The organism is Bradyrhizobium sp. AZCC 1578, from assembly GCF_036924675.1.
In the GTDB taxonomy this organism is placed as follows: Bacteria; Pseudomonadota; Alphaproteobacteria; order Rhizobiales; family Xanthobacteraceae; genus Bradyrhizobium.
Map to the genome: position 1 here is coordinate 101,099 of NZ_JAZHRZ010000001.1, position 23,401 is coordinate 124,499.

At 60.9% G+C, this 23,401-nt stretch carries 20 protein-coding genes and 1 tRNA gene; 10 read left to right on the forward strand and 11 right to left on the reverse strand.

The annotated features are described in order from the left end of the window. Positions 1-234: 234 nt before the first annotated feature. From V1290_RS00615 to V1290_RS00625, 3 genes are all read right to left on the reverse strand, one after another. Complete coding sequence (locus tag V1290_RS00615; RefSeq protein WP_334362499.1) at positions 235-492, reverse strand: hypothetical protein; 258 nt, start codon at positions 490-492, stop codon at positions 235-237. Positions 493-632: 140 nt separating this feature from the next. Beyond that, entirely contained in the window at positions 633-794 is a 162-nt protein-coding gene (locus tag V1290_RS00620; protein ID WP_334362500.1) for a hypothetical protein, read from the reverse strand. A gap of 735 nt (positions 795-1,529) precedes the next feature. Then, a complete protein-coding gene (locus V1290_RS00625) occupies positions 1,530-1,679 on the reverse strand; it encodes a hypothetical protein (protein WP_334362501.1) in 150 nt (49 codons plus the stop codon). 233 nt (positions 1,680-1,912) lie between these two features. Between V1290_RS00625 and V1290_RS00630 the strand changes: the two genes are divergently transcribed. Further along, a complete protein-coding gene (locus V1290_RS00630; protein WP_334362502.1) occupies positions 1,913-2,539 on the forward strand; it encodes a hypothetical protein in 627 nt (208 codons plus the stop codon). A gap of 485 nt (positions 2,540-3,024) precedes the next feature. Here the strand turns inward: V1290_RS00630 and V1290_RS00635 are convergent, their stop codons facing one another. From V1290_RS00635 to V1290_RS00650, 4 genes are all read right to left on the reverse strand, one after another. Continuing rightward, positions 3,025-3,273, reverse strand: coding sequence for a DUF3551 domain-containing protein (locus V1290_RS00635; protein ID WP_334362503.1), 249 nt, complete (start codon positions 3,271-3,273; stop codon positions 3,025-3,027). A 46-nt stretch (positions 3,274-3,319) separates the two neighbouring features. After that, positions 3,320-3,511: a hypothetical protein gene (locus tag V1290_RS00640; RefSeq protein ID WP_334362505.1), complete on the reverse strand. Its 192-nt coding sequence runs from the start codon at positions 3,509-3,511 to the stop codon at positions 3,320-3,322. A 105-nt stretch (positions 3,512-3,616) separates the two neighbouring features. Next, complete coding sequence (locus tag V1290_RS00645) at positions 3,617-3,820, reverse strand: hypothetical protein (protein ID WP_334362506.1); 204 nt, start codon at positions 3,818-3,820, stop codon at positions 3,617-3,619. 887 nt (positions 3,821-4,707) lie between these two features. Further along, entirely contained in the window at positions 4,708-4,995 is a 288-nt protein-coding gene (locus V1290_RS00650; RefSeq protein ID WP_334362507.1) for a hypothetical protein, read from the reverse strand. A gap of 307 nt (positions 4,996-5,302) precedes the next feature. Between V1290_RS00650 and V1290_RS00655 the strand changes: the two genes are divergently transcribed. Next, positions 5,303-5,884: a hypothetical protein gene (locus V1290_RS00655; RefSeq protein WP_334362508.1), complete on the forward strand. Its 582-nt coding sequence runs from the start codon at positions 5,303-5,305 to the stop codon at positions 5,882-5,884. Positions 5,885-6,651: 767 nt separating this feature from the next. Here the strand turns inward: V1290_RS00655 and V1290_RS00660 are convergent. Then, positions 6,652-6,726, reverse strand: a tRNA-Asn gene (locus V1290_RS00660). Between the two features lie 273 nt (positions 6,727-6,999). Here V1290_RS00660 and V1290_RS00665 point away from each other — a divergent pair. The 5 genes from V1290_RS00665 to V1290_RS00685 all read left to right on the forward strand — a co-directional run bounded on the left by V1290_RS00665 (position 7,000) and on the right by V1290_RS00685 (position 13,795). Further along, positions 7,000-7,179 carry a hypothetical protein gene (locus tag V1290_RS00665; RefSeq protein WP_334362509.1) on the forward strand — a complete coding sequence of 60 codons (180 nt, stop codon included), beginning with the start codon at positions 7,000-7,002 and terminating at the stop codon, positions 7,177-7,179. Between the two features lie 138 nt (positions 7,180-7,317). After that, positions 7,318-7,983 carry a protein-L-isoaspartate O-methyltransferase family protein gene (locus tag V1290_RS00670; protein ID WP_334362510.1) on the forward strand — a complete coding sequence of 222 codons (666 nt, stop codon included), beginning with the start codon at positions 7,318-7,320 and terminating at the stop codon, positions 7,981-7,983. Between the two features lie 249 nt (positions 7,984-8,232). Next, positions 8,233-9,639 carry a TolC family outer membrane protein gene (locus V1290_RS00675; RefSeq protein WP_334362511.1) on the forward strand — a complete coding sequence of 469 codons (1,407 nt, stop codon included), beginning with the start codon at positions 8,233-8,235 and terminating at the stop codon, positions 9,637-9,639. Positions 9,640-9,958: 319 nt separating this feature from the next. Further along, positions 9,959-10,654, forward strand: a complete 696-nt coding sequence (locus V1290_RS00680; RefSeq protein WP_334362512.1) for a PopZ family protein — start codon at positions 9,959-9,961, stop codon at positions 10,652-10,654. Positions 10,655-10,927: 273 nt separating this feature from the next. Continuing rightward, positions 10,928-13,795 (forward strand): valine--tRNA ligase, encoded by a 2,868-nt coding sequence (locus V1290_RS00685; RefSeq protein WP_334368896.1) that lies wholly within the window; start codon positions 10,928-10,930, stop codon positions 13,793-13,795. Between the two features lie 167 nt (positions 13,796-13,962). On the opposite strand, the gene V1290_RS00690 is transcribed toward V1290_RS00685, so the two are convergent. Both V1290_RS00690 and V1290_RS00695 read right to left on the reverse strand, forming a co-directional pair. After that, on the reverse strand, positions 13,963-16,269 hold the full coding sequence (locus V1290_RS00690; RefSeq protein ID WP_334362513.1) for a glycoside hydrolase family 113: 2,307 nt from the start codon (positions 16,267-16,269) through the stop codon (positions 13,963-13,965). 554 nt (positions 16,270-16,823) lie between these two features. Further along, positions 16,824-17,729 carry an AraC family transcriptional regulator gene (locus V1290_RS00695; RefSeq protein WP_334362514.1) on the reverse strand — a complete coding sequence of 302 codons (906 nt, stop codon included), beginning with the start codon at positions 17,727-17,729 and terminating at the stop codon, positions 16,824-16,826. Positions 17,730-17,943: 214 nt separating this feature from the next. Here V1290_RS00695 and V1290_RS00700 point away from each other — a divergent pair, with 214 nt between their 5' ends. From V1290_RS00700 to V1290_RS00710, 3 genes are read left to right on the forward strand one after another with little or no spacing between them, the layout of a single operon-like run. Then, positions 17,944-18,579: a (2Fe-2S)-binding protein gene (locus V1290_RS00700; protein ID WP_334362515.1), complete on the forward strand. Its 636-nt coding sequence runs from the start codon at positions 17,944-17,946 to the stop codon at positions 18,577-18,579. A 2-nt stretch (positions 18,580-18,581) separates the two neighbouring features. Further along, complete coding sequence (locus V1290_RS00705; RefSeq protein WP_334362516.1) at positions 18,582-19,559, forward strand: FAD binding domain-containing protein; 978 nt, start codon at positions 18,582-18,584, stop codon at positions 19,557-19,559. Next, on the forward strand, positions 19,556-21,670 hold the full coding sequence (locus tag V1290_RS00710) for a xanthine dehydrogenase family protein molybdopterin-binding subunit (RefSeq protein WP_334362517.1): 2,115 nt from the start codon (positions 19,556-19,558) through the stop codon (positions 21,668-21,670). Before V1290_RS00705 ends, V1290_RS00710 begins: the two co-directional genes overlap by 4 nt. A 1,004-nt stretch (positions 21,671-22,674) precedes the next feature. Here V1290_RS00710 and V1290_RS00715 read toward each other — a convergent pair. After that, the gene (locus tag V1290_RS00715; protein WP_334362518.1) at positions 22,675-23,280 is read right to left on the reverse strand and encodes a DNA-3-methyladenine glycosylase; all 606 of its coding nucleotides are present in this window, start codon (positions 23,278-23,280) and stop codon (positions 22,675-22,677) included. Positions 23,281-23,401 lie beyond the last annotated feature (121 nt).

Consider the following 23,401-nt stretch of genomic DNA (forward strand, 5'->3'; position numbering starts at 1 on the left):
TTCTGAATTTCGGCCATTCGGTTCTTAAGATCGTTGGAGACTTGCTCAAGGCGGTGCATATGTACCCCGATTGACTGTTCCATGTTTGCACCTTGCACGCCACAAACGTCGGTTACGTCCCGTACAACACCGAACCTATCAAGCCTATTCCATCTGCTTCGTGACAGTCCGATAGATGAGGTCACATGTGTTATTTCTCCGGCGGACCGGCCGGACCGGGCTGGGAATCCGAAGCTATTTGGTCAGGTGCGCCAGCATGGCCTCACAGGCCTTCTCGGCTTCGGCAAACGTCTTAAAGGGTGATCCGCCTACCTTGATTGCAGGCCGGTTGAGATTGATGGGGCGCCAGGAAGCGACAAAGCCAGGCCGCCCGTGAAGTCCAGGACCAGTGGTACTCTCGTGACTAATCACAAATGAGAAGCCGCGCTCGCTCGCGCTCCATATCTCCAGCTCCTCTTTCGCGGGAGCAACGCGCCTGAAGTGCAGGGCCATCGCCACGATCCAGCGAGTCGCTAAACGGCCCAAGGGCTTGGGCGGAATCTCGCCCGAGACACACCATGCGGATTGGCATGTGTCTCGCCAAGATGGGGCGCGGGCTCTTTAGGCCATGAGGACTGAGGACGCCCTCTTACTCACGCTAGGCGGGTTTCTTTTTTCTTTCGATCGAGCGCAGCCGCTACCTGCGCTTGCCTGACCAACTCGCGCAAGAACTCCAATTCGGCGCGCTGCGTCAGAAGGATGGAGTAGGCGTCAATTCGTTGCTGAATATCAATGCGCGGCTGAAGAGAAGGCATTTAGAAAACCCCTCACTAACTAATACTAATACTTCATTGTGAAGAGGGGAGACGGCAGCTTCAACAGGATTCGTCTAATTTGAGAGCCACATCCGGAGTCTTACGGACGCTTCGATTTGTGCGCAGAGCCTTCGCGAAGAGGCCTCGAACTCAGGCAGCCTCTTTCATTCGCGGCGCAGGCAGGTGGTTCACGCGGACGGCCCTTTGTCACCGGCCGTACAGACGATCGGTCCGATTGAGGTCTAGTCTGCACACCCCCGGCAACATCCCCAAGCCGGGGGTTTCTCCAAGGTGCGGCGGCCCCGGAGCGTTGCGTATTGCCGGGGCCGCTCGCGTCACCCATGCGCTGGTACTGTCCGTATTCAGGCCCCGGTATCCTGATTTTGCTAGTGTCCTAGATCGACTGTTAACAAATGCGCGATTGCTGCCATTATGGCCCGTGCTCGCAATGAGCTTTTTTGGAGGAAAGAATGAAAATTTTTATCGTGGCATTATCGCTGGTATTGTTAAGTTCTGTGGTTCCAATGACTACAGCTTCAGCAGGTCGGATGGACGGCAAGGGCAACTGTTCGGGAGGAGTATGCACCGACAAGGGAGTGCTGTGTCCAGCGGGGACCTGTTCTAGGGCCGGAACACCACGTGCCAAGGACGCCAAATATTGTTCTGCTGCGAATTGTAAAAAGTAATGGACCATAACTTCGATTGTGATGAGGCCGCCTCAGTTGGCGGCCTCTTTCATTCGAGGAGCTCATACTCGAACGCGACGTCTTCCGGATCGTTCTCCTTAAACCAGGCTTCGGCAACATCTTGGCTCGCAAAGACCTTGACGTGATCAACGTCGCCAACTTCCTTGCTGGTATCGACGTATATCCAGACAGTCGTCATTGATCCCTCTTCAGCTTGCGCTTTCCCCAATGATGACTCTTGCGATCGGGATCAAAGACCCGTTCGACGTGACGGTTCAACGCCCGCATGACGCCGATCCGGGCCAACATCGTTGGACCGCGTTTCTCCGCAACGAGGATCAGCGCTCGCGCGCGCAGCGGAATTGCCGAATGACAGGGTTAAAGCTAACTTTTGCGGTCCGGTAAGATCGCGGCCCCGAAAAAGGTGCGGCCATGCTAAAGCGCTGGCATCTCTGGAATTTCTTCGGTTCCGCTTACTTGACACGGCTGTACTGGCTGGTGCGGAATCTCTTGCCGTGGGGCAACACCGTACAATTTGCCCTCATCTTTCCAGCCAGGATGGATCACAATTCCGTATTGCCCCCCAACGGAGGAGACCATTACCAAGGTGGCGGAATCGCGAACGTGGGCACCGTGCCATTCAACCCATTACTGCTGCAGGTTTCGGCTGTAATCGGAAATAACAACCTGCCGGGTCCCGGCCCCGCTACGGTGAGGGTAGGTCTTAAAATCTATGGTCCAACAGATCTGTTGTACCCCGGCGAAGTAACAGGCACTTCATTCGGCCTGAGTCTGGCCGCTATTCAGTCAGCTATCCCCGAAGTCACTGCCCGGACTTCCTACAACTACTTCGGCTTGGACACGATCTTGCGCTTTCACAATGGAGTCGCCGGCGTGAACACCTCAGTTGATATAAACTACACCGCGACACTGGGCCGAGCTTCGGCGACTTTCACAACTGTCTACACCAACGGCCAACAACCAAATTACGAAACGCCCACTGTTACTCCTGGCTTTAGGTACTCTGAAGTACGGCTCGAGCCAGTAGGGCCACCATAATCGAATTGAGTCACGTTATGTCGCTCTCCGTGCCCTCGCTGGCGATCCTGGACGGCATCGATGTGCCGGCGCCGGGGCGCTCGTGTTCGGGGCAGGAAGGCCGGGCTACTCGGGTGAAGTCCCAAGCGGGGAGATGGACAAGGCGGGGGAGCCACTTCAAGAACCCCAGGACCCTGCACGGACCTCCGGGACCGGCCGAACCGGGCTGGGACTCCCTTGGCGTGGCACCTTAGCCGGTGCACCGTTGCCGTGGCGTCGCGCGGGCCAGGGTGCGATGTATTCCCCGAGGATGCGCCTGGCATCCTCCATAGCCCGCAGTACGATGTCTTGATCCGGGGTATTCATGGTACGCGCCTTAACTAAGCGCGATTCAATCACATCCCCCTGGCGATGGCTCCTAAAGCGATCCTAGGATTTGCCAGACGATCGCCCGCACCAAAGTCACCAGCATCGCATAAGCGGTTCTGCGGCCAATGCGGTTCACTTTAGTTGACCCGGCGATGCCGCCGATAGCCCGCGGGCTCTTGCGAACTCGCGAAATATGGATTGATAACGCACTGTGCCGATCGGCCCGATGCCGACGCGTTGCATTGGGGCAGCGACGTGTAGCTGCATTCGTAATAGATGGTCCGGTCGTACAGGCGCAGGCAAACTGGATAAGCCGGATCGTACATCTGGGCAGTCGCCGGAGAGACCATCCCGATCGTTAAAATCGCCAAGGCCAGAATGCGCATCAGAGCCTCCTTCTGCATTCAGCCCAAGGAGTGCCAGCCTCACTCTTTAGCTGATAATCTCCTTGACCTTGATGCCCCGCAAGGCCTCGATGCAGTCAGCTACCAAATGCAAGAACTCATGCCGCTTTATGCTTTTCACCTGACGCCCTTCCATATTGATGAGAATGAACCTCGCCATTTCGTGGGCGACTTCAAACTGCGATTTGCCGGTAACCTCAACATCGATCCTTTCAGCCATTTCGCTCTCCGCTAGTTGGAATTGGAAAGCAGCAGCCTGTGGCGAACACCTTGATGTGCTCGGGATCGCCAACCTGCTTGCTGGTGTCGATGTAGACAAAGACGGTCATTGGTCTCTCTTCAGTTTGCGCCTGCCCCAGTGATGACTTTTGCGATCGGCGTTGAAGACCCGCTCGACGTGACGATTTAACGCCCGCATGACGCCGATACGGGCCAGCATCGTCGGCCCGCCGCTCTCCGCAACCAAGATTAGCGCCTCCATCGCCGCCTGCCATTCCGGCGCTGAGTGCTCGGCCTTCGGCAGATTCATGATGTAGGTAGCGGCATGTAGGTAGCGGCATCCTTCAACGTGAGGAGCCGCCGACCATCGGGAAGCGGTATTGGATCCTCAAACGAGGCGGACCAAGGCAATAAATCTACTCGGGCAATGATCTTGGGTGTTCCATCTTATCCAAGACTATCGGTAGCGGCTTGTCATCTTGTTCTTGTTTTGTACTATCGCCAAATGACGACCGATCGTGAAATCGACACCCTGTTCAGGCGGCTCCGGCTCTACGACCAGCTCGGGCGCCGGGCCGAAGGTCTTTTTCGAACAATCCAGAGAGTATCGAAGGAGAGCTATGGGCCTAGATCACGTCAGTTCCGAAATAGAGCGCATGCGCGTTCAGGTCGGAAGGCAGCGTAAGGAGATCCTCCAGCTTCAGCGTGCCGGCATATCGACTGCGCGCTTGCCGGTCGGCCACAGTAATTTGAGTCGGGCCACGTCGGTGGTCTCCCAAGCGACCGGTGGCGCTCGAAAGCCCGACAACAGATAGCGCTTTTTTTCACAGCAGACCAGGTGCGGTCTTTAAACCTGCGCGCAACGATCGACACTGGTTCATGAGCGTATTTTAGAAGCTTTCGATCGTCACTCTTGGACCAAGGTCGGCGCGGTGCACCGGCTCCTGCATTTCTTCGAGCAGTTCTGATCGCGGCTTCCGTGCGGTGAGGTAAGAGCTTGATCGCCTCCGCCACGGAATAGCGGCGTACGATTTCGTATTCATCAGACGTCCATCGATTGGTACCGTGGCTCATCGCTGTGCACTCTGGAGGGAGCATCCGGCGGCCACTATAGGTTGAGCGGGACTATGTCCGAAATGTGCAGGGGGACATCTCCCCGCTATCCACGCGCCGAAGCGCCCCGAAAGGGGATGGATTTTAGGTTGGGCCGAAAGCACTGATGAGCCCGATCACTATGGGGATGAGACCAGCGCAAATCCACAATGCGGGTGCACTGGAGCTTAGGCCGGCAATAAGGATCCAAAGACCGAAGCCGACGATGAAGGCCGAGATCGCATAGGCGGCCGCTTTTTCCATGTTCGATCCAACAGCAAAAGCGGGATCGACGCCTCTACGACTCTCTGCGAGCTCAAACGTTCCGGCGTGCGCGGGCCGTATGTCAACTTCGTTGAACGGTTTCCCCGCTTCGATGAGCCTCGTCGACACGGGCGGCTCCGGCTCCAAATCCTGATGTAGGTTGCGCGTTAGAGAGCTACGCTCTTGGCTCGGATCGACCTTCTTTGGCTTTAGCAAGAGTTCATCCTCAAGTGATCTGTACAGCGTGTAGTCCTCTCGAACCGGGGTTCGTTAACTTCGCGGGAATAGCATCTGATTAATCGCGGCGAGACATCCTCGCGGGTAGTAATGCGTAGAGCCGTCGCTGTCCTCCAGCGGCGGCTTTTTCGCGCCGGTCTGTTTAGGCTGGCTTGCCACCTATCGGCGTTCAGCTAACTTCGGTGCAGCGGAGTGTCCGATGAATTGGCGATCTGGGGCAAGGAAGGCAAGCCTATGGATCCTGGGGTCTCTTGGCGTCGGTATATTGGTTGCCAAGGCTATTGAAAAATGGGGAGACCGAATTGGGTATCTCGACGACCCCACAAAGGGTCTCCAGTGGGCGCTCGCCAAAGCTGCTGCAGTCACGGAACACTGGTTCTTCTATCCAGCTTTGACTTTCCTGATCGGATTGGCGATCGGCCTTTGGGCTGATGCGTTATTTCGCAGCAGAAGTGCCGAAAGGGAAGCGGAGCTTGCACTGCTGGGATACGATCTGAGGGAATTTTCAGGCTTCATTGTGGACCGGGCTGGCCAGATCAACCAACGGTGGCCGACGTGCATAAGTGACCGCATGACGGACCTGCAAGCCTTATTAAATCGGGCGCAGGGCGCTGGGCTAGCCGCTCCTCCGCCGGAGGTCATGCGGTTAAGTGACGATGGCGAGCACTTTGCCGGTTACCTCCACGAGGTGGGCACGTTTCTAATCAACAATCAGTTTGCGGAAGCGAAGAACGCCGCCATTCATTGGAATGCAGAGATCGAAAGATACGCCAGCCGTTGAGGCCCGATAGAACCGTAGGGCGCGGCAGAGCCCCGAACCGCAAGGGTTCCATTGCCGCTTGGAACCCCGCGCAAGGTTGGCAATTAAGCTTTTGTGAAGATGACCAAAGCAATCCGTCAGCTGGCGGTCACCGGAGAACGCGCGCAGCGGCGAACGCGGCTGACGAGTTTGTGGCTGATCAAATGAAATCTTTGGCCCAGGCCTTCAGAGCTCAGGCCGAAGTTATGAAGAAGAACAAAAAGAACAAGAAAAAGAAGAAATGAGTTTCTCGATAAAGGCAAGGTGCAAGGAGGGTGAAATCCTGCATCGCAGGAAGACCCCTGAGGCTGCGCTGAAGAAGGCTCGCGAAATGTCGCAAACTGGGTGCTACGACATTCACATCACCACGCCGGAAGAAAGAGACTACCATTCGTCAGAGTTTCCAGACCTACCTCGCACGCCCGTTGCGCGGCGATCATCTCAGCCGTCCCAGATCGGAGGGCATCGAAGCCGATAGGCTTTGATTGCCACTAGACTTTGGCCCGGCGTCATCGCCGGCTTCTTGTCGGGCGCTCTCGACTGGCCCCGAGCCCGGCATGCGGACTAGTGATAGATATTCGTCTAGCCGCGCCGTTCTGAGCGTGGCACGGGCCAGATGCGCGCGGCGAGGTTGTTCTCGCACTATCTCGATTATTCACACCATGCCTAAGTGGCCCCCAGTGTGGCCCCGATACTAAAAGAGCGCCTTTCGGCGCCATTTACATCTGGACTAACTATCTGAATTCATTTGGCTCCCCGGGCTGGATTCGAACCAGCGACCATTCGATTAACAGTCGAATGCTCTACCGCTGAGCTACCGAGGAATAGGCGAAACAAAGGTTCGCGAGCGGGCAGCGTATAACAAAGCCTCTCGGGCTTGCAAAGGACCAAATCACAGGCTGCGCATTTGCTTGACGCCGGACCGGAAAGTCACCGCACTACAACGGTTTGTTACCGCTTTCGTCCTCCGGGTAGACGGCTGGCGGAACCGGGCGCAGGGCAATTGCGTCATCTATAGGGGCCCTGGATCGGGGCCGCCAATTCGACTCAATCGGCCCAGAGCCTCTGTGGTGCCGGGTTTCACGGGAGCTGATTCGATGCCAGCCAAAGTGACCGAACTGACACGTGCGGCACCTCCGATCGTTCCGAGCGACATTCCCACCATGAGCGACGACGAATGCCTGGTTCGGCTCGCGCAAGCCGTTGAAGAACATGATGACGGGCATCTGGATGAGGTGGCGCGGCTGATCGCCCGATTAGCCGTCCCGATAGAGTAGGCGACAGCAGCGGCTTTTCCCGGCGGCGGTGGCTCGCAACAGGCGCCCGCATGTTGCGTTTTGCCGGAGCTTGTACCAAAGATGGCCCGGTTTCAGCTCCCCCGGCGGCAACGCCGCATGCTTTCAGGGTCTTCGCCTATGTCCGGTTTTGCGACCGCGCGCCAGAAAATGGTCGATGGTCAGGTGCGTCCGAGCGACGTGACCGATATCCGAATTCTCGATGCCATGCTGGCGGTGCCGCGCGAGGCCTTCGTTCCCGAAAACAAGCAGGCGCTGGCCTACCTGGATCTCGATCTCGACGTCAGCGAAGGGGGCTCGGCCAAGCGCTTCCTGATCAAGCCGGCAGTGCTGGCCAAGATGCTGCAGGCGGCCGAGATCAGGGCGACCGATCGCGTCCTCGTGGTCGGCTGCGCCACTGGCTACGCCGCAGCCGTGATCGCTCGATTCGCGGCCCAAGTGACCGCGACGGAGAGCGATTCGGCGCTGGCGGCGAGGGCACAGGCGATTCTGGCCGCCAATGGCTGTGGAAACGTGACCGTTCGGGCCGCGGCGCCGGCCGATGGAGACCCGGCGAACGCACCTTATGATGTCATCGTGCTGAACGGCGCAACCGAGATCGTACCGGAGCGGCTCTACGGGCAATTGCAGAATGGTGGCCGATTGGTGGGTGTTTTTGCGAAGTCGCTGCCCGCGCGGGCCACCATGGTGACCTGTTCGCACGGCGATTTCGGTCACCGGACGCTGTTCGATGCCGTTGCCCCGGTGCTGCCCGGCATGGAACTAGTTCCGGCCTTCGTTTTCTAGCCTTTCAGCCCTTTCCACGCCCAATAATCGCCCGTTGCGGCCAGCTAAATCCTGTTCGAAATCAGAAGTGTGGCCCGATTGCCCCACGTGAAGAGTTTCGTCGGCGGTTTGCTTGCGGGGGTGTTCCGTCCAGGCTACCTGCGGAATAAGGTGAGCCGGGACTCACTTCAAGTGAAGCGACGTTCGGTTAATGATCGTGTGCGATCATGTTCATGGGCCGGGCGTTCAAAAATGATTGGAATGCTTGGGATGCGTGGGGTGAAGGCATTTGCCGGGGCCGCGGCTTCGGCCCTTCTATTAGTGTGCATGGGCCCGACGCCCGTCTTGGCCGACACGATCGAGGCAGCGCTGGTGCGCGCCTATCAGAACAATCCGCAGCTCAACGCGCAGCGCGCGCAGGTGCGCATCACCGACGAGAACGTGCCGCAAGCGCTGTCGGGCTATCGTCCCAGGGTTTCGGTCACCGCGAGCGCGGGCTACCAATATACGGATACGCTCAGTACGCAGGGCGGCACCCCCACCCAGATCGTGAGAACCCCTATTGTCGGCGCCAATCCGCCGCGCAGCATCGGCGGGACCGTCACGCAGACGCTCTTCAACGGCCAGCAGACCGCGAACAGGACCAGAGCGGCGGAAGGCCAGGTTTCCGGCGCGCGCGAAGCGCTGCGGGCACTCGAATCAGCGGTCCTGCTCAGCGGTGCCACGATCTACATGGACTATCTGCGCGATTCGGCGATCGTCGAGGTGCAGAAGAGCAACGTTCGCGTGTTGGAGCAGACGCTGAAACAGACGCGCGACCGCTTCAATGTCGGCGAAGTCACGCGCACCGACGTGGCGCAGTCGGAGGCGCAGCTCGCCGCCGGTAAGACGCAACTCCTGACCGCCGAAGCCAATCTGACGACGACGCGCTCGAACTTCCGCCGCATCATCGGCAACGAGCCGCAAGCGCTGGCGCCGGGCTCGCCGGTCGACCGCTTCCTGCCGTCGACGCTGCCGGCGGCCGTCGAGCTCGGGCTGACGCAGAACCCGAACGTCACCGCGGCGATGTTCGGCATCGATGTCAGCTACCTCCAGGTCAAGGTGGCCGAAGGCGCGCTGTTGCCGACGGTCACACTGCAGGCCGCGGTGCAGCAGTCCTGGGAGCAGAGCCTGATCCAGTACCGCTCGTTCGGCGCATCGGTCACCACGCAGCTCTCGGTCCCGATCTATCAGGGCGGCGGTGAATATTCGCTGATCCGCCAGTCCAAGGAAACGGCGGCGCAACAGCGTCTCGTGCTCGATCAGACTCGCGACCAGACCCGCGCCAACGTGGTCACGGCATGGGGGCAGCTCGTCGCCGGCAAGGCGCAGGTCGCCTCCGCCCAGGCGCAGGTGCAGGCGTCGGAAATCGCGCTGAACGGCGTGCGCGAGGAAGCCAAGGCCGGACAGCGCACCACGCTCGACGTGCTTAACGCGCAGCAGGCGCTGGTGAATGCGCGCGTCGCGCTCGTCACCGCGCAACACGATCGCGTGGTTGCGTCATACTCGGTGCTGGACAAGATCGGACGGCTGACGCCGCAGGTGCTGAACCTGCCCACCACGATCTACGATCCGAGCGTGCACTATCATCAGGTGCGCGATAGCTGGGCCGGCGTTCGTACGCCCGACGGCCGCTGATCTCCGAGTACATTTCCGCACAGTCGGGATGAAATCGTCGCCCGGCGCCTGATGCGCCGGGCGCTTTGCTTGCAATCAATTGTGGCCATGACGTACCGTTTCCGGGGCGAGCTGAGCGATTCGTGGCCCGCGTCTTTGCATCTCATGGACGCGCGTCGGGTTGCGTTTTTGAGGGGAGCAGACCTCCCGCAGCGATGCTGCGGGCGGGCTTGATCTGGGGACAAGTCAGGCTTGTGCGGTGAAAATCCCGGCCTGCATTTCCGGAACCGGCAATTCCCTCTTGGCTTTGGTGTAAAATGGTTTCGATGTGGAGTCGGAGATGACGCAACCTGCAAAGGTCCAAGAGCCCTCGATGGAGGAGATTCTGGCGTCGATCCGTCGCATCATTGCCGACGACGAGGCAAAGCCTGCCGCTGCCAAGCCGGAGGCCGCTGCGGCGCCGCCACCGAAACCGGTGATGAAGGACATCCCGCCGTCGGCCATTGCCCCCAAGCCGGCTGCTCCGAAGCCTGCGCCGGCCCCGCCGCCTGCACCCGCGCCTGAACCGGTCGCCAGCAACAGCCAGGACGACATCGACGCGATGCTGGCGAGCCTCGATGCGGCAACGCCCGAGGCCGATATCAGGCCGGCGCCGCAGCCGGAAGCCGACGTGTTCGAGCTCACCGACGAGATGGCGCTGCCGGATCCGGCGCCACCGAAAGCCTCCTTCAACAAGATCGAGCCGGAGGACGACATCGAGTTCAGCGAGTCCCACAGGGGGCGGCAGCCAGGCCACGAGCCGCCGCCGTTCGAAGCACCGCAGCAGCCGATCTTGTCGCGCTCGACCGTCTCCGCGGTCGAATCCGCCTTCAATTCGCTGGCCAATACCGTGCTGAGCAATAACGCGCGGACGCTGGAAGATCTGGTCAAGGAAATGCTGCGGCCGATGCTAAAGTCCTGGCTCGATGACAATCTGCCGGGATTGGTGGAGCGGATCGTCAAGGCCGAAATCGAGCGGGTTTCGCGCGGGCGCTAGTCCCAAGATTGCATCAAGACTACATCGAGGCAGCCTCGGCGGCGTCGATCGCGGACCCCATCCGCACCTTCAAACCGGCGTTACCGCGGCTCCCCGCTGCCGCCGGACTTGAGTTGTCAGGTTGACTTGAGGCGCTGTGGCGGCTTTCTAGGGGCGGCCCGGCGCCTATCACATCAGAACCGGGCGCTACCACGTTGATTTGATTCACATTCTATGAGCGGACCGGCGACGGATTTGCTCAAGAACGCCCTCTACATCCCCAATTGCAGTGCCATGATCGAGAAAAACTACCAGCCCGCCGATATCGAAAGCCGCATGTCCCGGATCTGGGAGGAAAGCGGCGCGTTCAAGGCCGGCCGCCCGGAACGGAAAGATGCCGCGCCGTTCACCATCGTGATCCCGCCGCCCAACGTGACGGGCTCGCTGCATATGGGCCACGCGCTGAACAATACGCTGCAGGACATTCTCTGCCGCTTCGAGCGCATGCGCGGCCGCGACGTGCTGTGGCAGCCGGGCACCGACCATGCCGGCATCGCGACCCAGATGGTGGTCGAGCGGCAATTGATGGAACGGCAGGAGCCGGGCCGCCGCGACCTCGGCCGCGCCAAATTCCTCGAGCGGGTCTGGCAGTGGAAGGCGGAGAGCGGCGACACCATCGTCAACCAGTTGAAGCGCCTCGGCGCCTCCTGCGACTGGTCGCGCGAACGTTTTACGATGGACGAGGGGCTGTCGCGCGCGGTCGTGAAGGTGTTCGTCGAGTTGTACCGCGACGGCCTGATCTACAAAGACAAGCGGCTGGTGAACTGGGACCCGAAACTGCTCACCGCGATCTCCGATCTCGAGGTGCAGCAGGTCGAGGTCAAGGGAAGTCTCTGGTATCTGCGCTATCCGATCGGGGGCAAGACATTTAGTCCCGACGATCCCACGACCTTTATCGTGGTCGCGACCACGCGTCCCGAAACGATGCTGGGCGACACCGCGGTTGCCGTGCATCCGGAGAACGAGCGGATCGGGCATCTGATCGGGCAGCATGTGATTCTGCCGCTGGTCGGCCGCCGCATCCCCATCATCGGCGACCACTACGCCGATCCCGAAAAGGGCTCAGGCGCGGTCAAGATCACGCCGGCGCACGATTTCAACGACTTCGAGGTCGGCAAGCGTCACGGCCTGCCGCAGATCAACGTGTTCGATCGCGAGGGCTGCTTGGCCCTCGTCGACAATGAGGATTATCTGCGAAGCTTGCCGGAAGGCGCGCTGATGCTCGCGGAAGAGCTGCACAATGTCGATCGCTTTGCCGCGCGCAAGAAGATCGTGGCGCGGCTGGAAGATTTCGGCTTCCTGGAAAAGATCGAACCGAACACGCACATGGTGCCGCATGGCGACCGCTCCGGCGTGGTGATCGAGCCCTATCTGACCGACCAGTGGTATGTCGACGCCAAGACAATGGCGCAGCCGGCGATCGCGGCCGTGCGCTCGGGCGCGACCAGCTTCGTGCCGAAGAACTGGGAAAAGACCTATTTCGAATGGATGGAAAACATCCAGCCCTGGTGCATCTCGCGCCAGCTTTGGTGGGGCCACCAGATCCCGGCATGGTACGGGCCCGACGGCAAGGTGTTTGTCGCCGAGACCGAAGACGAAGCCGTTGGCAACGCACTCGGCTACTACGTCGAGCAGGAAGTCATCACGCCGGAGCAGGGCCGCGAGATGGCGCTGGATCCCGCCAAGCGAGAGGGCTTCATCACGCGTGACGAGGACGTGCTCGACACCTGGTTCTCATCAGGGCTATGGCCGTTCTCGACGCTCGGCTGGCCCGACGAAACGGCGGCAGTGAAGCGCTATTACCCGACCAACGTGCTCGTTACCGGATGGGACATCATCTTCTTCTGGGTCGCCCGGATGATGATGATGGGCCTGCACTTCATGAAGGACGCGCCGTTCTCGACCGTCTACATCCACCGCCTGGTTCGCGACGAAAAGGGCGCGAAGATGTCGAAGTCGAAAGGCAACGTCATCGACCCCTTAGGCGTGATCGACGATTTTGGCGCGGACGCGCTGCGCTTTGCGCTGGCGCGCGGGGCGGCTCACAACCACGACATCAAGCTGTCGCCGCAACTGGTCGAAACCAATCGCAATTTCGCGACCAAGCTCTGGAACGCCTGCCGCTTTGCCGAAATGAACGGCTGCGAGAAGCCGGACGGCTTCGATCCTGTGAATGCCAGGGAGACGCTGAACCGCTGGATCGCGCATGAAACCTCGCGCGCCACGCGTGAGGTGACCGAGGCGATCGAGGGCTATCGCTTTAACGATGCTGCGAATGCGATCTATCGTTTCGTCTGGAACGTCTATTGCGACTGGTATCTCGAACTCGCAAAACCGCTGCTGATGGGCGAGGAGGGCGCGGCGAAAACCGAGACCCGCGCCATGATCGCCTGGGCGCGCGACGAGATTCTCAAATTGCTGCACCCGTTCATGCCCTTCATCACCGAGGAGCTCTGGGCGGTCACGGCCAAGCGCGACGGCATGCTGGTGTTGGCGGAATGGCCGCGCAAGGTCAGTTCGGTTACTGCCGAGCAGATCGCCGCGATGGCGATGGCAGGGCCCGGCGATCCAGTGATTGCGCCGGCCATGGTCGCGCTCGATGCCGGCGATTTCAGCGATCCGGCCGCCGAGGCCGAAATCGGCTGGGTGGTCGATCTCGTCACCGCCATCCGTTCGGTACGTTCGGAAATGAACATCCCGCCGGCCACGTTGATCCCTTTGGTGCTGTCGGGTGCGTCCGAGGAGACAAAGGAGCGCGCGCAGCGCTGGAACGACATCGTCAAGCGGCTGGCGCGGCTGGCCGAGATCACGTTTGCTGACCGCCCACCGGAAGGCGCCGTTCAGTTGCTCGTGCGTGGCGAGGTTGTCGCTCTGCCGCTCAAGGGCGTGATCGATCTGTCGGCCGAAAAGGCCCGGCTCGACAAGGAAATCGTCAAGGCCGACGCCGACATCAAGCGCGTCGACGCCAAGCTCGGCAACGAGAAATTCGTGGCCAATGCGCCCGAGGAGATCGTCGAAGAGGAAAAGGAAAAGCGCGAGGCGGCGGTGGCACGCAAGGCAAAGCTGCAGGAAGCGCTGGAACGGCTGAAGCTGGCGTCGTAGCCACCAACCGCACGTCATTGCGAGGAGCAAAGCGACGAAGCAATCCATCTTCCGTTATGCCGCGATATGGATTGCTTCGCTTCGCTCGCAATGACGACGGAGGGTTCTCCGTCATCATCGAGCACTCCATCGATGCTGGACCGGCGTCAGGACCATCCCGATAAGCCTCACACGAACAGAAAATCGCCGGCGTGGAGTTGGCTCAAAGTCTTGTCCTGAATCTCGATCGCATTGTTGGCGTCGACCGTGATCACGACGCTGGTGCCAACCTCGGCCATGTGCGATTGGAGCGCGCTGAAGTCGGCAAACACGGTTTTGCTGAACTGAATGATATCCTGCACGCCATCTGTGTTCTGGAAATCGGCGACGGTGTCCTTGCCGAGGCCGGGGGCGAACACGAACGTATCGTTGCCGGTGCCGCCGGCCAGATAATCGTTTCCGCCAGCGCCGATCAGCCGGTCATTGCCGCTGCCACCGTACAGGAACTCGCTGCCCGTGCCGCCCTGCAAGCTGTCGTTGCCGTCGTCTCCAAACATTTGGGTTGCCGCCGGGCCGCCTTTGAGCTGGTCGTCGCCAGCGTTGCCGTGCATCGTATCCAGTCCGCCGCCGCCGGAGAGATAATCATTGCCGTCACCGCCATTCAGGACATTGGCTACCCAGCCGCCATAGAGCTGGTCTCCGCCGCTGCCGCCGTCGAGCAGGGCGCCAGTATCGCCGGTGCTGGCCTTGATGACGTCGTTGCCGTCGTCGCCATAGAGCTGATCGGTCGCCGTGGTGATGCCGGCGCCGCTGTTGATGGTGTCGTCGTCTGCCCCGCCGCGGATCACATCCGCACCGGGACCACCATTGATGGTGTCGTTGCCCGCGCCGCCCTGGATCGTGTCCGTCCCGGCGCCGCCGTTGATCACGTCCTTACCTATTCCTCCGTCGAGGCTGTCATTGTCCGTCGACGAACCGAAGAACAGGTCCTGATGGCCGGTCATGTCATAGTGGATGGACTTGTTCTGGTAGAGGTTCCATGTTCCCGGCGAACTCGGATTGACGCCTTCCGACACGGCAAGATGCTCGCCGTTGACGGTGATGTCCTTGATATAAAGGTTGCGGTCGCCATTGGCGTTGGCGATATCGTTGATGAAAGCGAGATCGAGGCTGGAGACGGTAGCTGGGTTGGCGAATGTGAATGTAAAAGTCTGGAAACCCGAAGGATCGGTCGCGCCGCGGAATTCGACCGTGCTGCCGATCTGCTGCCCGTTGATCAGGAGCTGCATCTTGGCGCCGACGCCGTCGACGACGGAGCTGTAGCCCGTCACCGTGACTGATGTCTCCGTGAGTTTCGGAATTGTATCGGGGCCGCCGGTAATGGTGTCGTCGCCCCCGTCTGACTTGATCGTGTCGTTGCCGACCCCGCCCGACAGCACGTCATTGCCGCCGCCGATATCTATCAAATCGGCGGAGGGAGAGCCCGTTAGGGTTTGGCCGGGCGGCTGGTGCTGACCTCCGTACCATTCGGTAATCAACCCCTGTGCAGGCTTGCCTGAGGGTGAATAGCCGATCGGGGAATACTTGTTGTTCGTATCCCAGTTCCAGATCGACGCGCCCCTGAACCAGCTTCCGCCTTCCGATCCCCACACCTGAAAGAAGGCATTGAAGGCATCGTATTGCTCCTGGACATCCTGCGTCGTGCTCTCGGCCCAGCCGCCCGGACTGATATTGGTTCCGTCGACACTGCGGTAGCCGGTTTCGGTGAAGAACACCTGCTTGCCGTACTGCAAGGCAAGGGAATGGAAGAAATCGACCGGCGACATGTGGTTCATCACCTTCGCCCAGTAGTCGTCGGCGGACATGGTGTTCCACGCATTGACCATCTCCTCGACGGTCGGGTCCGTTTTCGTCGTCAGCGGCGGATAAGCATTGATTCCGATGACATCGACCTTGTCCCAAAAGCTGACGTTGATGGCTTCGTCGGTCGCGGCCGCATAGGTGATCTCGCCCTGGAATACGGCGCGTACGGAATCGATGAGGTCGACCCAGTAGCTTCGATATTGGGGTCCGGATAGTTTGCCCAGCTCATTGCCGATCACAAACATGCCGACGCTTGCTTGTTCGGCGAGCTCCGCCATGTGAACCATTTGGTTCTTGTAGGAAGCAAAGAAAGCAGCGGGATCGCCCGGATTGAGCACGTATGCAAGCGAGCCGTCGAGGGCCGAGACCATGGGCTTCAGCGTGACCGAAAGGCCGAGCGCCTGCGCATTTGCAATGGCCTGCAGAATATTGGCGTCGCTCTCGGTCTTGTTGGGATCGGCGACGACGTCATTCGACGTCCTGGTTTGCATAAAGAGCCGCGGAGCGAGCTCGATCGAATTTGCATTCGTACCCGCGATCGCCTGCATGGCGGCGAGCGCGGAACCGGCGACGAATGCACCATTGTAGTTGGAGAGAAATCCAAATCCTTGAACAGGAAAAACGCCAGCCATCTACAGCTCCCTTTTACTTTGTAGTTTTCTGTTGCTGGTTGGAGGCGCGCCGCTATTTGCGCAAATTCACCACTCTGCGTGTTCCGCACGTTCGACGCAGCACAATTTGTGAGCACTTCACCGCGCAAAGCGAAACAGCAGGCCACACTTACGTGTGCAACGTGGGCGTGTCGTGACGGGATTAAGTCGATGTTGCGATTGTTGATGAAGCGACGTGCGTCGTTACGGCGATGTTACCATTTCAACTCAATTCGAAACGGCCTGCTCAGGAACTTCGACTCATTCAACCGACAACGCCATCGGCAGTTCCGCTGTCTTGGTGTGTGCCCATCCCACGCTTGCGATGATGTCGCGTTTTGCTCGAGCGTGCATACGGACGTCCGCCGGAGCGGACTCTGGCAGTTGGCAAACCTGTCAAGTTGAGGAAGTCTTGGTCTGGCGCAGATAGCTTAGAGACGTGCAGCTATTCCGTCCCGCGCAGCAAGCGTTGACCAGCGTCACGACGTTGGGCCGGGTTGCGGTGGACGGGCGTCTTGCGTGTCATGGCTATCACACTATCGATACGAGCGCCGCCACTCGCCTGGAGCTACACCCAGAGCTCTCGAGAAGGTGCGAGTGAAGTGACTTTGGTCTGTGAAGCCACAGCGTTCGGCAATTGTCTCAAGTGAGAGGGTCGAATTTCGGAGCAAATCTTGCGCGAGTTCGATCCGCCGTGCCAGTAGCCACTTATGTGGCGGCACCCCAGTCGTTATACGGAAGGCCCGGGCGAAGTGGCTGCGCGACAAACCACACTCGCGCGCGAGGTCGACGACACCAATCTTTCCATCGATGTGCGCCAGCAACATTTCCTTAGTCCGCCGCTCCTGCCATGGAGCAAGCCCGCCCCGGATCGGGTGAAAGACCATAGGGTTTTCGCCATAGAACGCCGTCAAATGCGCGAGAAGCGCCAGCGCGACATAGTCGACAAATAGCTGGCTCGCAGCATCGGGCCGCTCGAGAGCCGGGAGCAATCCTTCTCCCAGGTTCTTGATGACGTGGTCCTCGAAAGCTAGCCCTCTGCGAGCCCGAAGCGACCCGACCGGACGGAGTTCGTGCTCCTCCTGGAATCGATCGAGAGCTTCGCGCGAAGTGTACATCGAAATGCAATCCGCTGCCCCCCCATACGTCAGAGCCTCGTGCTGCTCATTGCGATCGAGAAGGAGAAATTGTCCGCTGTCGATTGGCATCCGGGGCACCGGCCGGCCATCGATCCAGTATGGGCAGGGGGGCAGAGGTTGCCGGTGCAAACAGATCATGTAACCGGCCTTGCGCTCGAACCGGAACGGTGTCCCGGCCTCGGATTCGCGCCAGAACATCCGTGTGGCCGTGACTTCCGCCATTTGCAAGGCGCGCATGACAAGCGCGGGTGATTGATTGAGCTCGACGGGACTAGCAGGACGCCGCCCGAACGTCCCAGTCATCGGAGTGCTCCACAATGATTGCGGGCAGTGAAAGTCTCAGCTTCACTGAAAGGTATGACACTTCCGTACAAAATGCAGCACTCCAGTCACTAGCGCATGAACGGCCACGCCGATATCTGCTCCATCTCCTCGGTCGCACCGACTCTCGCTGAACCAATACCGCCCGCGAGTGCACCGCTGACACCGCCAACCGCGGCGTGACGTAGGAGACTGTATGAATACATATGAGCAGGCGAGCTTAACACCTGACCCGGAAGCCGGCCATGATGACGGCCGGCGCGAATTGTCGCGCCGTTCGGTCCTGATTATTGCAGGGGGAGCCGCCTCCCTCGCCGCTCCGGGAGTTGCCGCACAATCGACACCGCCCGGAAGGTCTCGAAACGTGTCGACGGCATCGGTCCAATTAACAGTCAACGGCAAACCGCATCAGCTCGAAGTCGATCCCCGCCGCTCGCTGCTCGATGTGCTGCGCGAGACGCTCGATCTCACCGGCACGAAGAAAGGGTGCAATCAGGGCGCCTGCGGTGCTTGCACCGTCCTTCTCAACGGCAGGCGTATCGTCTCCTGCCTGACGCTGGCTGCGATGCATGAGGGGGCTGAGATCAAGACGATCGAGGGCCTTGAAACGAATGGCGAGCTTCATCCGCTCCAGGCTGCGTTCGTCGAGCTCGACGGTTTGCAGTGCGGCTTCTGCACCCCCGGACAGATCATGTCGGGAATAGGCTGCATCGCAGAAGGCCATGCAGGTTCGCCGGATGAAATCAGGTTTTGGATGAGCGGCAATATCTGCCGTTGCGGTGCCTATCCGGGCATCGTCGCTGCGGTCGCCGACGCTGCCAAGAGGGCCTGACCATGCTTCCATTCACGCTCGAGAAGGTGACCTCCGTCCAGGCCGCCATCGCCGCCGCATCGTCCGGCCGACGTTTCATCGCCGGCGGCACCACGTTGATCGACCTGATGCGGGAGGAGGTGGAGCAGCCGGCACACCTCGTCGACATCAACACGCTCCCGCTCTCCGAAATCCGCATCGAGGGCTCCGATCTCGTGATCGGCGCGCTCGCCCGCATGGCCGATATTGCCGCCCACCCCGACGTACAACGCCTGCACCCGCTCGTCGCCGAAAGCCTGATCGAGGGCGCCTCGCCGCAGTTGCGCAACATGGCTTCCATCGGCGGCAACCTGCTCCAGCGCGTGCGCTGCCCATACTTCCGGATGCACGACGCGCCCTGCAACAAGCGCACCCCGAACTCCGGCTGCGCCGCGATCGATGGCCTCAATGCCGGCCACGCCATTCTCGGCACGAGCAATCATTGCGCGGCAACGCATCCTTCGGACGTTGCCGTCGCGCTGGTCGCGCTCGATGCCACGATGCAGGTGAGGGGGCCACAGGGCGAGCGCAGCTTTCCGGTTGAGGAGCTGTTTCGCTTGCCGGGCGATACGCCGCATCTCGAACACACGCTGCTGCCTGGCGAGCTCATCCTCGCGGTGCGGGTCCCCGGCGGTCCGTTCAGCCGGCGGGCGCGCTATCTCAAGGTGCGCGACCGCGCTTCTTACGAGTTCGCGCTCGTATCCGCCGCCGCCGCACTCGATGTCGGGGACGGCTTGATCCGTCAGGCGCGGCTCGCTGTCGGCGGCGTGGGCACTCGGCCGTGGCGCCTGCGCACGGTGGAGAAAGTGCTGATCGGCAAGACCCCGGATCGCAAAATCTTCGAAACCGCCGCCCGGCTGGCGCTCGAAGGAGCCCGTCCGTTGTCGGGCAATCATTACAAGCTCGAACTCCTGCCCCGGACGATCGTCCGCGCTCTTGAAATGTCGGGAGAAGCCGCATGACGACGAACGTGATCGGAAAGCCGCTGCCGCGCGTGGATGGTCGCGCCAAGGTCACGGGCGCGGCGCGCTATGCGGCCGATTTCAACCAGGGCGGCCAGGCCTATCCGGTGATCGTCGGTGCCACGGTGGGGCTCGGCCGCGTGACCGGTATCGAGACCGCGCCGGTTGAGAAGATGCCGGGCGTCGTTGCCGTCATCACGCATCGCAATGCGCCACGCCTGCCATACGCACCGCACAAGAGCTATATCGATCCGGCGACAGGCGAGCGGCTGCATGTGCTGCAAGACGACCAGGTGCGCTTCTACGGGCAACCGGTAGCGATCGTCGTCGCCGATACCCTCGACCAGGCGGAGCGCGCGGCTGCGGCGCTGCGCATCTCCTACACGGCCGAGCGGCCGCTCGTTGATCCTGCCGACCCAAAAGCCCGACCTGTCGTTCCGGAAGCTGGGAAGCAGCCGGATGCGAGGCTGCCGGCCGACACCGCGCGCGGCAATGCCGACAGCGCGCTCGGGGACGCGCCGGTGAAGGTCGACGAGGTCTATGAAATCGCGCGCGAGAACCATAATCCAATGGAGCCGCACGCCACCGTCGCGGCCTGGAATGGCAATCGGCTGACGCTGTGGAGCAAGAGCCAGTTCGTCGTCAACGAACAGGCCGAGATCGCAGCCGTGTTCGGCCTGCCGCCCGAGAACGTACAGGTGATCTGTCCGTTTATCGGCGGTGCCTTCGGCACGTCGCTCAGGACGTGGCCGCATGTCACGCTTGCGGCCATGGCGGCACGACAGGTGGGACGTCCCGTCAAGCTCGTACTCACGCGCAAGCAGATGTTCTTCATGACGGGCCATCGGCCCCGCACCCTGCAGCGGATGGCTCTAGGCGCCACGGCGGATGGCAAGCTCACCAGCATTGTGCACGAAGGCACCGGCGAGACGAGCCGCTATGAAGAGTTCATGGAGGCCCTCACTTCGGTCACGAGCTTCCTGTACTCCACGCCGAACGTGCGGACCCGCTACCGGCTGCTGCCACTCGATATCGGCACCCCGAACCATATGCGTGGCCCCGGCGAGGCAAGCGGTGTCTTTGCGCTCGAATGTGCCGTGGATGAACTGTCGTACAAACTCGGAATCGATCCGATCGATCTGCGGCGTCGCAACGAGCCGGCGATCGATGAGGGCGAGAACAAGCCGTTCTCCAGCCGGTCGCTGATGAAATGCCATGATCTCGCCGCCGAACGTTTCGGCTGGTCGCGGCGGTTACCCGAACCGCGTTCGATGCGCGATGGCCGGCTGCTGGTCGGCATGGGCGTGGCATCGGCGAGCTATCCGGCCTTCCATGCGCCCGCGAATGCGCGAGCGCGGCTGCTCCCGGACGGCACCGCCGAAGTTGAGATCGCGGCAAGCGACATGGGCCCCGGCACCTACACGTCGATGACGCAGGTTGCCGCCGAGACGCTGGGGCTGCCTGTTGAACGGGTGCGTCTGAGCCTTGGCCGCTCTGACTATCCGCCGGCTCCATCCCATGGTGGCTCATGGACGATGGCCTCGGTCGGCTCTGCGATCCGCGCCGCCTGCATGGCCGTGCAGGAGGAAGCCGCAAAGCGCCCGCGGGACGGCCGACCCATCGAGGCTACGGCTTCGGCTCAGCGCGATCCCGATGTTGCGGCCCGATTTTCGATGCACTCCTTTGGAGCCGTATTTGCGGAGGTGGCCGTCGATCCCGATGTCGGCACGATCCGGCTGCGCCGCGCCGTGTGCGCCTATGGCATCGGCCGCGTCGTCAATCCGCGACTTGCGAGGAGCCAATGCATTGGCGGCATGATCGGCGGGATGGGCATGGCGCTGATGGAACGCACAGTCCTCGATCCGCGCGACGGCCGCCCGGTCAATGCCCATATGGCCGATTACCTGCTGCCCGTGAATCTCGACATTCCCCAACTTGAAGCGCACTTCGTCGAGGAGATCGATCCACACGTCAACGCCCTCGGCGTCAAAGGCCTCGGCGAGATCGCGCTCGTCGGCATGGCCCCCGCCATCGCCAACGCCGTGTTTCACGCCACCGGCAAGCGCGTGCGGACCTTACCGATCCGGATTGAAGATGTGCTGACGGTGTAGCTCCGTCTTGAGTGGCCGGGTCCGCTGGTGCAACTACGGTGACAGCACACAATCTTGCATCGAAGATCCGGCAGATCATCCGATGGGGCAAATCACTTCTGATTTTCAGAAATCAGGTCAAGCCCTGGAATCAAAAATATTCCGCTTCGCGCCAGACCCAAATCACCGGTAAAACTCCCGCCATCCCGTCCCGAGAAGAGGGGCGTTGGCCATCGTCACGAACGTTGGGACGGGTTGCGGTGGACGCGGCAGCGTCGGGCGCGTGGATGTGGTCGCAGGGCGGTTTTGCCGTGAGCGGACACAGCGCGCAGGACGTACGGCGCTTAAACGCCTCCGTCCGAATTTTGGCCGGCACGCACTTGGCCGGTCGGAATCTCTGGCAGAGGAAGCTGCGTACGGCAAAACCGTGTGGTCCTGGCACCCGTGGCTGGTGTCAAGCTGGCGGAGGTTTGCAGCGCTCAACCGAGTCATGCGAGCCGTCAATTCGTCAGTGATGGAGGCAAAAGGAATTCGTCTCCAGGGAGAGCGCGGCATAAGACGTAAACCCATCGCGCAGGGAATGCCGGGATGCTCCGGCTGTACCTGTATGCTCGTGTGCGCATTCTTGAAGTGCACCTTGTACACGAGACCGCGGGTGCAGCAAAGCACCCGGCATTCCCTGCGCCCTCTCACTCTTTGGGGGGCGAACGATTTGCAAAAGCTCGGGCGCATCGTGTCGCGAGAACGCCGACACGCATTCGCTGTCATCGCCCGGCTTGACCGGGCGCCCAGTATTCCAGAGACAGCGATGATTGAACCGATAGGCCGCGGCGTACTGGATCCCTGCCTTCGCAGGGATGACGATGGTGTTTTGTGTTGCTATCTCCACGTCATTGCGAGCCACCCGGTCGGCGCGAAGCGCCGCCGGATGACAGGCTCCGCGAAGCAATCCATTTTCACCTCATGCTCAGCGCGATGGATTGCTTCGCTGGCGCTCGCAATGACGGCCGAAGGAGAATCCGTTGTCAAAACGGTTTGCTCAAAAACCTCGACCCCTTCAATCCGTAGCGCCATGGCAGATCGACCGCTTTGGTGATGCCGATCCGCACGCCTGCGGCAATGTCGAGTCTGCCCATGCGTGCATGCAACGCAAATGGCGGCACGTCGAGTGGCAGTTCGTTATGCTTGATCGTAATCCCGAGCGCTTCGCAGAGCTTGCCCGGCCCCGAACACAACGCGCGCTCATCCTGCTGGCCGCGGCGGCGGCGCATCGCGGCAATGCCGTGGGTCGGCTGCAGCGCGCGTATCAGGACGGCGCTGGCCGAACCTTCCTCTTCGCAGACGAAATTTACGCACCAGTGGATGCCATAGGAGCGGTAGACATAGGCAAAACCCGGCGGGCCGAACATCACCCGGTTGCGCGGCGTCGGCCCGCGAAACGAATGCGCGGCCGGGTCCAGATGGTGATAGGCCTCGACCTCGACGATGGTGCCGCCGACGCCGTCGACCAGGAGCGTCGCGCCGATCAGGTCGGGCGCGACCTCATGCACGCTGCGGTCGAAAAACGAGCGTTTCAGCGGCTTGCCGAGCCGGAGGGCGGCGCCGCTGGCAGGCTTGGAGTTTTGAACCATTTTCAGGTGAGAATCGTTCGCGGAACAGGTGAAATTCGTCATTATCTTGCACGATCTGCTAGGTTTCGCGAGCTAGCTTGTGGTTTTCCGCAACAGAGTTGCAGCCGTCGGCGACACGGAT